The organism is Cytobacillus sp. EB106-05-05-XG126, from assembly GCF_058791715.1.
Window position 1 is genome coordinate 1 of record NZ_JBYTDU010000035.1, and the last position, 7,253, is coordinate 7,253.

Below are 7,253 nucleotides of genomic sequence, written 5' to 3' on the forward strand. Positions count from 1 at the left end.
ACACCCCGTATCATACCAAGAGGGCTCTTTTTTGTTCAAGTCCCCGAAAATTCTTCTAACAGGAATGCTCCTTATTATAATAAATAGGTGTGAAGAAGATATTGAGAAAAAAATAATTAATGCCCTAAGCCTTCTTTTATATATTGTATTTAGGGAGGAAATTCTAAAACTAATTCAGCTAAATCAGCCCCTGACAATAATGTGACTTCATCGTTAGATTCCTATTCTCCTACCGTTGCTTGGTCCGATGACATCTTGTTTTTTTAAAAGTGGGAAGTATAAATTTGACCATTATCGGAACAACCCATATTTACGCTGCTTCAGAGGAATAATGTTTCCCTCCTTTTCAAAGCAAACAAGGCCTTCAAAAGAACTATTGATACTAAAGTATTAAAAGAAATACTTACAATTTATGTGAATTCAGTTTATAGTCACAAGTAATAAAATCCAAAGAGTATCAAAATTTTTCTGCATAATTTCTTCAAATTCATGAAATATAATATAACTTAGCAGTTTCTAGAGAAATGGGTGAAATAAATGAAAAAAAAACTTTCAATAAAGCTTGGAATAGTATTCTTTCTAATTATTTTTAGCCTAGAGATTTTTATGTTTTTCTTCTTACACTCGGCCCTTGTAGATTCAAGAATAGAAGAAGAGTTTCTTTCTTTACAAGCTAGAGGTAATGCCCATAGGGACATTCTAGAAAAGCATTTTGATCAAGATACAATCTCTCATGTTACTTTAATGGAATCTGAGGCAAATACCGATGTCGTGATTACCGATATGAATGGTCGAATACTTGGTTCCTCATCAAAGAGCAGCGATATTCAAGACCATATTAGCAGTTCAGACTCAGTAATCCCCCGAGATGGAGAGGTTGTTGATGGTAACTGGAGAGAGGGAAAGTTTATCTCAACGGTCAGCCCTATTGAAATAGATGGTGACGTTACCGCCAAGGTTTTTATGTTTCAAGAAACAGAGTCGATACACTCCCTGATTGACAGACTAAATAAACACTTTATATTAACAGGAATATTTGCTGTTTTTTTAACCTTAACCGTAATCATTTTCCTTTCAAAAGGTCTTGCAAAACCTTTAATAAAAATGAAGGAAGCTACTTCTCAAATCAGTAAAGGAGATTTTACTGTTTCTCTCCCCAAAAATAGGAATGACGAACTTGGGGATTTAGCCGATTCTATATCGCGGCTTGCAAGTGATTTACATTATTTAAAACTAGAGCGAAACGATTTTTTGGCGAGCATTTCTCATGAACTCAGGACACCCCTCACCTATATCAAGGGTTATGCCGATATTGTTCTTAAACGCAATTTATCTATTGAGGATCGTGATAAATATTTGAATATTATTCATGAAGAAGCAAATCGTCTCTCTGATTTAATTAAGGATCTTTTTGATCTTGCGAAAATGGATAAAAACTCGTTCGTTATTCAAAAAAGAGCTATAGACATAACTGACTTTATTATGAAAATAGAGCAAAAGTTTTCTCCGGCTTTCCAAGAAAAAGATATGGAATTAGAGGTAATTTGTCCAAAGGAAGCGGTTATTATCGCTGACCCTACTAGGCTTGAGCAAATCATATTTAATTTACTGGATAACGCTATTAAATACTCTCCACCCGGGGCCAAAACGATTCTATCCGTAAACAATAAAAAGAAGGATGTCTATATTAAAGTTCGAGATAATGGAAAAGGGATTCCCGAAGAAGATCTGCCTTATATTTTAAACCGCTTTTATCGTGTAGATAAATCCAGAACGAGATCTTTAGGAGGAACAGGTTTGGGGCTCGCCATTGTAAAGGAGCTTGTTCTAGCCCACGGGGGGACTATTTCTGTGAAAAGCAAGGAAGGAATAGGAACAGAATTTGAACTTGTCTTTAAAGGAGCAGATAAAATTGAAAACGATACTATTAGTTGATGATGAATCTAGAATGCTGGATTTACTTGCCCTGTATTTAACCCCATTAGGTTATAATTGCGTCAAAAAGTCATCTGCAATAGAAGCAATCGGGTTTATAGAATCACAACCAGCAGATCTAATATTATTAGATGTGATGATGCCTGAAATGGATGGCTGGAAAGCATGCAAAGAATTAAAAAAAGTCAGAGATATCCCGATAATCATGCTCACAGCGAGAAGTGAGAAACCTGATATTGTTAAAGGGTTAAAATTAGGTGCAGATGATTATATTTTAAAACCATTTGATGAAGAAGAACTTGTAGCAAGGATTGAAGCAGTACTTAGGAGAACTGCAAAAGAAGATGAGTTCATCGCATTTAAAGGTCTTTTACTAAAACCAGATTCCTATGAGCTTTATTATGTAGATAAGGAGGTATTGTTGACACCTAAAGAATTTGCGATGGTACAGCTACTTATAAGTAACAGAAACAAGGTTTTCTCTAGAGATCACTTAATTGAATCGGTTTGGGGATTTGGCGTATCGATTGAAGACCGTACAATTGACTCTCATGTTAGAAACATACGAGAAAAGCTGAGAAAGGCAGGATTTCCAGCGGATGATTATTTACTGACAGTTTGGGGTGTCGGATATAAATGGACAGGAAAGGATTAATTCGCAGCCTATTTCAACTTAAGCATTCAAATCAAACCCAATCATAACAAAAGTCGATTCCTTCGCTAAGGAATCGACTTTCTATTTTTAATCGATCTTCTATCCTACAAACTATTCAGCTGGGGATAGCTCACTTTCAGTCACCCATTTATGATTTTTCACTTCTTTACCGTCAGTTGTCGTAGTAAAGTCAACCATGTAAACAGTTGTTTGTTCAGCTGAATCAATTTCTGCAGTTGCTCCGTCCATGCCTTCCATATGTTCTGCATTTACAGTAACTTCTGCTCCAGGTTCAAGAGGTTCTTCACCGGCGTTTTCTATTTCTTCATGTATGACCCATTTATGATCTTCCACTCTTTCTCCCCCCGTTGTCGGAGTATAAGAGATAGTATAAACAGTAGTATCATATGCACCTACAATAGTTGCTTCAGCGCCTTTCATACCTGGCATATGATCAGATTCAATAATCGCTTTGCTTCCAACTTCATATGTTGGTGAAGCTGCTTCTTCTAAACCTTCAGGAACTTCGCCCGAGCCAGACATATCCATATTACTGTGATCCATGCCTTCCATATCTTCATCCTTATTCTCTTGGCTCTCTTCTGTATTTTCGTTGCCTTCATTGTTTTCCGTGTTTTCATCATTTGCATTTGAACAAGCTCCCAAAAGTAATAAAAGAGCAGTAAGTAATACAAATAACATAGAATTCCTTAATTTCATTTTTAACATTTAAATAACTCCTCCTTTAGCAATTTACAATATCATACCTAATAAATGTGCAGAAAATGTGATGTAAGCATATCTATAAAAATTTTGTCCTTAAATCTATTCCCCACTAGAAACTAATTTATTCTGTATTAGCTTTACAATTTTTATTTGGTAAATATTATAGACTAAATGAATGGCTATTTTTAAAATTATCCATTTAATAACACATAGCCTAATGGCAAGCCTCCACACGTGTTAGTGGTTATCTTTATTAATAGGGAATAAAACAGTCAGAGTGGTGCCAGCATTTATTTCACTTTTTATATTTATTTTTCCCTCATGGGCATTAACTAATGCTTTTACGATGGAGAGCCCTATACCAATTCCTCCTGTTTTTCTGTTCCTGGATTTATCCCCTCTGTAAAAACGTTCAAAAAGATAAGGAAGATCCTCTTTCTTTATCCCAACTCCTGTATCGGCTACTGAGAAACCTATATAACTATTTTCTTTAATAACTGATATCGTTACCCTATTACCTGATGGAGTATGTTGAAGAGCATTTTGAATAACATTGGTTAATATTTGAATAACTCGGTCTCGGTCGGCTTGAAACCACTGTTCTTCCTCAGAATTAAGTATTCGGAGTTTTACTCCTTTTTCATGAAAAGAAGGAGCAAAAAGATCTTTTAAAGTATTGACGATTTTATTAGCCTCTATATTGATTTTATTAAGTTTAATCTGAGGGTTCTCTGCAGCTAGAAGCTTTTCGAGTTCATTTACAAGTCGAACTAAGCGCATTAACTCATCATGGCTTTGCTGAAGTTTCCTCGGTGTAGGCTCCCATATCTCATCTTGAAAAGCTTCTATCTGGCTCCTTAACGTTGCAAGCGGTGTTCGTAACTCATGTGCAAGATCAGCGGTAAACTGCTTCCTAAGATTTTCTTCTTTAGACAGAGAACTTGCTAAATGATTAAAGGACAATCCAACAGGCTTCATTTCCTCTGTAAATTCCTCTATATTTAAACGGGTATTCCATTTATGCTTTTGAAGTTCCTGTACAGCCACTGAAAGTTTATTAAAACCAGAAGAGAGCCATTTTGAGAATAAAAGACTAAAAATAGCTGAGAGGATGAGAGTTATTAAAGCAGCCGCATAGATATTTCGTTTTATGGTATGGAAAAAAGAAAAGTCCTCTTCAAGGAGCTCTTCTTGATAATACACTTTAATGCTGCCGATGAACCGGTTCCCTGAAGAAAGCCTGTATGTTTCTGAGAGTTGCTCCTCCTGTATTTTTGCCTGTGTGCCCTGAGCCATATTCTCCATCATCTCTTTCATGTTAGTTGTATCTAACAGGAGTTTTCCCTCAGAATCATATATTCGATAAAATAAATTTTCAGTCATAGCTTGATTATGTAGCATACTTAGTACTTGGTTACTTTGAAGTATACCGGCCCGATCATACTCTTTGAGTATTTCTTCCTTTATCAGGTTAATGTTTTTTTCTCTGCCCTCCCGTAAATAACTATTAAAATGATCTTCAAATCCCCATAATATCGAAAAACTTGTCAAAAGAATGCCGGATAATGATACCACTAAGAAATAAAGCAAAATTCTAGAGCGCATGGTTTTGCGCATGAGGCTTTCCTCCAAACTTATAACCCATTCCAAAAACGGTCAATACAAATTCGGGCTGGCGGGGATCTCTTTCAATCTTTTTGCGCAGGTTCTTTATATGGGTATCAATGCTTCGTTCATATCCCTCATAATAAGCCCCGTTTTCCTGGCATTTTTCAAGTAAATCTTTACGACTATAAACCCTGCCCGGATAATTTGCCAGTGTAAATAGGAGTCTATATTCTATAGGCGTGAGTGTTATAACCTTACCTTTCACTTGAACTTCTTTTTTTATTGGATCAATGGTCATTTTATTATCATTAAATAGAAGCTTATGTTCTAAGTTCCTTTTTTTCACTCTTCTTAAAATGGCTTTAGCTCTCACCACTACCTCTCTTGGACTGAATGGTTTCTTAACATAATCGTCTGCTCCAAGGTTTATTCCGTTTAATAAATCTTCTTCGTTTGATTTTGCTGTAAGCATAATTATGGGTACGTCAGTCTCTTTCCTTATTAAACGACAGACTTCCTCGCCTGAAATATCAGGAAGCATGAGATCTAAAATAATTATGTCAATGTCTTCTGCCTTTGCTTCTTTTAAAGCATCTATTCCATTTAACGCAGACACAGTATCCCAGCCCTCCTTATCAAAGTAGGCTTTTAATACTTCGAGTATCATTTCTTCATCATCTATTAGAAGTATTTTTGTCACGTTTTACCACTCCTTGTGTTTATTTTAACATCTTGGATTGATGGAAATGTAATCTTCACAAAATCCCCATAAGTTTTCCATAAAATCTACATTCCGTTTAGTTATTCTATCACCAAGAAGGGAGATGAATGAACTTGAAAAAATTTGTGATTGGTGTCTTGGGGGCAAGTTTTATCTTGGGAGCAGGCACATATGCTTTTGCAGAGGAAAACGGAAAAGCAGGTTTAAATTTTGGGCAAATGAAGCCTATGATTGAGGAAATGCATCCTGGCCTCTCAACAAAGGAGCAAAAAGATATGTTTGAGTCATGTCATGGAAAGGATGGTATGATGCAACAAAGTGGAGCCGAAAGCATGATGAATAATCTTTAGTTGGGGTGATTCCAATGATGGGCGGATTCGGGATTGGCATGATGGGTTTTGGAATGATAGGGCTGATGTTAAATCTAACCTTAATCGGAATTGTAGTTTATTTTGCAGTTAAAATGGCGATTAAGAAATCTAAAATGAATCTTTAATTCAATTAACGCAAAAAAAGGACCGTTGTGAATACGGTCCTTTTTACGCTCAGACTTTATCATAACTTAATAAATACATTTATTTCAACAAAAGGATTTATAGGAATTGAAGTTATTCCACTTATATTTTACTCCATTAAATCGTGATAAGAAGTATTATTGCTCCGGCAGCAAGTGCAAAAAAAATAATTACTTTATTGCAATACAGTGGCTGTTCCTTGTCAAATTGTTCTATAATGATTATGATCAAAATGATAAAGAATTGAATAAGCCAAGATAAAAAGACCATTAATTATATCTCCATTCTTATTAGTCCTCCAAAGTTAAAGTGGTACATTCGGCTGTGATTTACCAAGTTACTCACAACTAACCAGAGTGGTTCTATTTTTTGATTTTTGATATCTTAATCTTTAGAGAGTATACTTTTTCAAGTAGATTAATGTCTCTGTATCTTACTTATACCTAAAAATTTTGCATAGATTATGCATACACAAATACTTTTTACCTTGCATATTATTGGGAAAAGAAAAATCAAAATCTCATTTGATGCGATTGTCTTCCTTGTTAGTCATCTAAGATTAAGAATTGGCTTTCCTATGGTATCTAGAAAAGGGGTGAAGAACTTGTGCTTTACTCATAATGTAATTGAAATACAGGCCCTTAAAATATGCGAGGAAATTAGGGAACACTCTGTTTACAAACTAGTCAGTGTAGCTACTACTGGTGGTGAGAGCATTCAAATTAAAGAAAATTTATCTATACAAAGTAATTTAAATTTACCTCCTGGTGGAACTTTGCCTTTAGTTACAAAGGTCATGCTTGAAAATACAGATGGAAGGTCTTATTCCGTCAATGTAGATGAAGCAGGACTGCAGTTTGCAAAAGGTCTTATTACTTATAAAGAATATAAACTCCTTCAAAATAGGGAAAAAAGAAAGTTAACTACTATATTAATAGCCTCCGGGGGCACGTTTTTTTTAATGAGCTGGTCATTTTTGGAGCTCTTATTTTAATAATCATAATAATGAAATGGCTACTCCCTCTATAAATATTGATATAACAACGGTTTGACCCGTTGGTGGGATGTCAAAAAAATATTTTTCGACATATAC

General features: G+C 35.2%; 9 protein-coding genes. 6 read left to right on the plus strand and 3 right to left on the minus strand.

The window, feature by feature from the left end:
* From AC3WTL_RS25520 to AC3WTL_RS25530, 3 genes are all read left to right on the plus strand, one after another.
* On the plus strand, positions 1-205 hold a 205-nt coding region (locus tag AC3WTL_RS25520), incomplete at its 5' end, for a hypothetical protein (protein WP_492370267.1).
* A 332-nt stretch (positions 206-537) separates the two neighbouring features.
* A complete protein-coding gene (locus AC3WTL_RS25525; protein ID WP_492370268.1) occupies positions 538-1,935 on the plus strand; it encodes a sensor histidine kinase in 1,398 nt (465 codons plus the stop codon).
* On the plus strand, positions 1,913-2,590 hold the full coding sequence (locus tag AC3WTL_RS25530; protein WP_492370269.1) for a response regulator transcription factor: 678 nt from the start codon (positions 1,913-1,915) through the stop codon (positions 2,588-2,590). Before AC3WTL_RS25525 ends, AC3WTL_RS25530 begins: the two co-directional genes overlap by 23 nt.
* A 111-nt stretch (positions 2,591-2,701) precedes the next feature.
* Here the strand turns inward: AC3WTL_RS25530 and AC3WTL_RS25535 are convergent, their stop codons facing one another.
* The 3 genes from AC3WTL_RS25535 to AC3WTL_RS25545 all read right to left on the minus strand — a co-directional run bounded on the left by AC3WTL_RS25535 (position 2,702) and on the right by AC3WTL_RS25545 (position 5,624).
* Positions 2,702-3,319, minus strand: coding sequence for a YdhK family protein (locus AC3WTL_RS25535; protein ID WP_262176314.1), 618 nt, complete (start codon positions 3,317-3,319; stop codon positions 2,702-2,704).
* Between the two features lie 234 nt (positions 3,320-3,553).
* Positions 3,554-4,933, minus strand: a complete 1,380-nt coding sequence (locus tag AC3WTL_RS25540) for a sensor histidine kinase (RefSeq protein WP_262176316.1) — start codon at positions 4,931-4,933, stop codon at positions 3,554-3,556.
* On the minus strand, positions 4,911-5,624 hold the full coding sequence (locus tag AC3WTL_RS25545; RefSeq protein ID WP_262176318.1) for a response regulator transcription factor: 714 nt from the start codon (positions 5,622-5,624) through the stop codon (positions 4,911-4,913). Before AC3WTL_RS25545 ends, AC3WTL_RS25540 begins: the two co-directional genes overlap by 23 nt.
* Positions 5,625-5,752: 128 nt before the next feature.
* On the opposite strand from AC3WTL_RS25545, the gene AC3WTL_RS25550 reads away from it, so the two are divergent.
* From AC3WTL_RS25550 to AC3WTL_RS25560, 3 genes are all read left to right on the plus strand, one after another.
* Positions 5,753-5,995 (plus strand): hypothetical protein, encoded by a 243-nt coding sequence (locus AC3WTL_RS25550; RefSeq protein ID WP_262176321.1) that lies wholly within the window; start codon positions 5,753-5,755, stop codon positions 5,993-5,995.
* Between the two features lie 14 nt (positions 5,996-6,009).
* Complete coding sequence (locus tag AC3WTL_RS25555; RefSeq protein WP_262176324.1) at positions 6,010-6,141, plus strand: hypothetical protein; 132 nt, start codon at positions 6,010-6,012, stop codon at positions 6,139-6,141.
* A 623-nt stretch (positions 6,142-6,764) separates the two neighbouring features.
* Positions 6,765-7,154 carry a hypothetical protein gene (locus AC3WTL_RS25560; protein ID WP_492370270.1) on the plus strand — a complete coding sequence of 130 codons (390 nt, stop codon included), beginning with the start codon at positions 6,765-6,767 and terminating at the stop codon, positions 7,152-7,154.
* Positions 7,155-7,253: the final 99 nt, after the last annotated feature.

What these genes read in the sequence shown, in the direction of transcription:
- AC3WTL_RS25525 (WP_492370268.1), top strand. Translation starts at nt 538, where the DNA reads ATGAAAAAAAAACTTTCAATAAAGCTTGGAATAGTATTCTTTCTAATT.
- AC3WTL_RS25535 (WP_262176314.1), bottom strand. Translation starts at nt 3,319, where the DNA reads ATGTTAAAAATGAAATTAAGGAATTCTATGTTATTTGTATTACTTACT.
- AC3WTL_RS25540 (WP_262176316.1), bottom strand. Translation starts at nt 4,933, where the DNA reads ATGCGCAAAACCATGCGCTCTAGAATTTTGCTTTATTTCTTAGTGGTA.
- AC3WTL_RS25550 (WP_262176321.1), top strand. Translation starts at nt 5,753, where the DNA reads ATGAACTTGAAAAAATTTGTGATTGGTGTCTTGGGGGCAAGTTTTATC.
- AC3WTL_RS25555 (WP_262176324.1), top strand. Translation starts at nt 6,010, where the DNA reads ATGATGGGCGGATTCGGGATTGGCATGATGGGTTTTGGAATGATAGGG.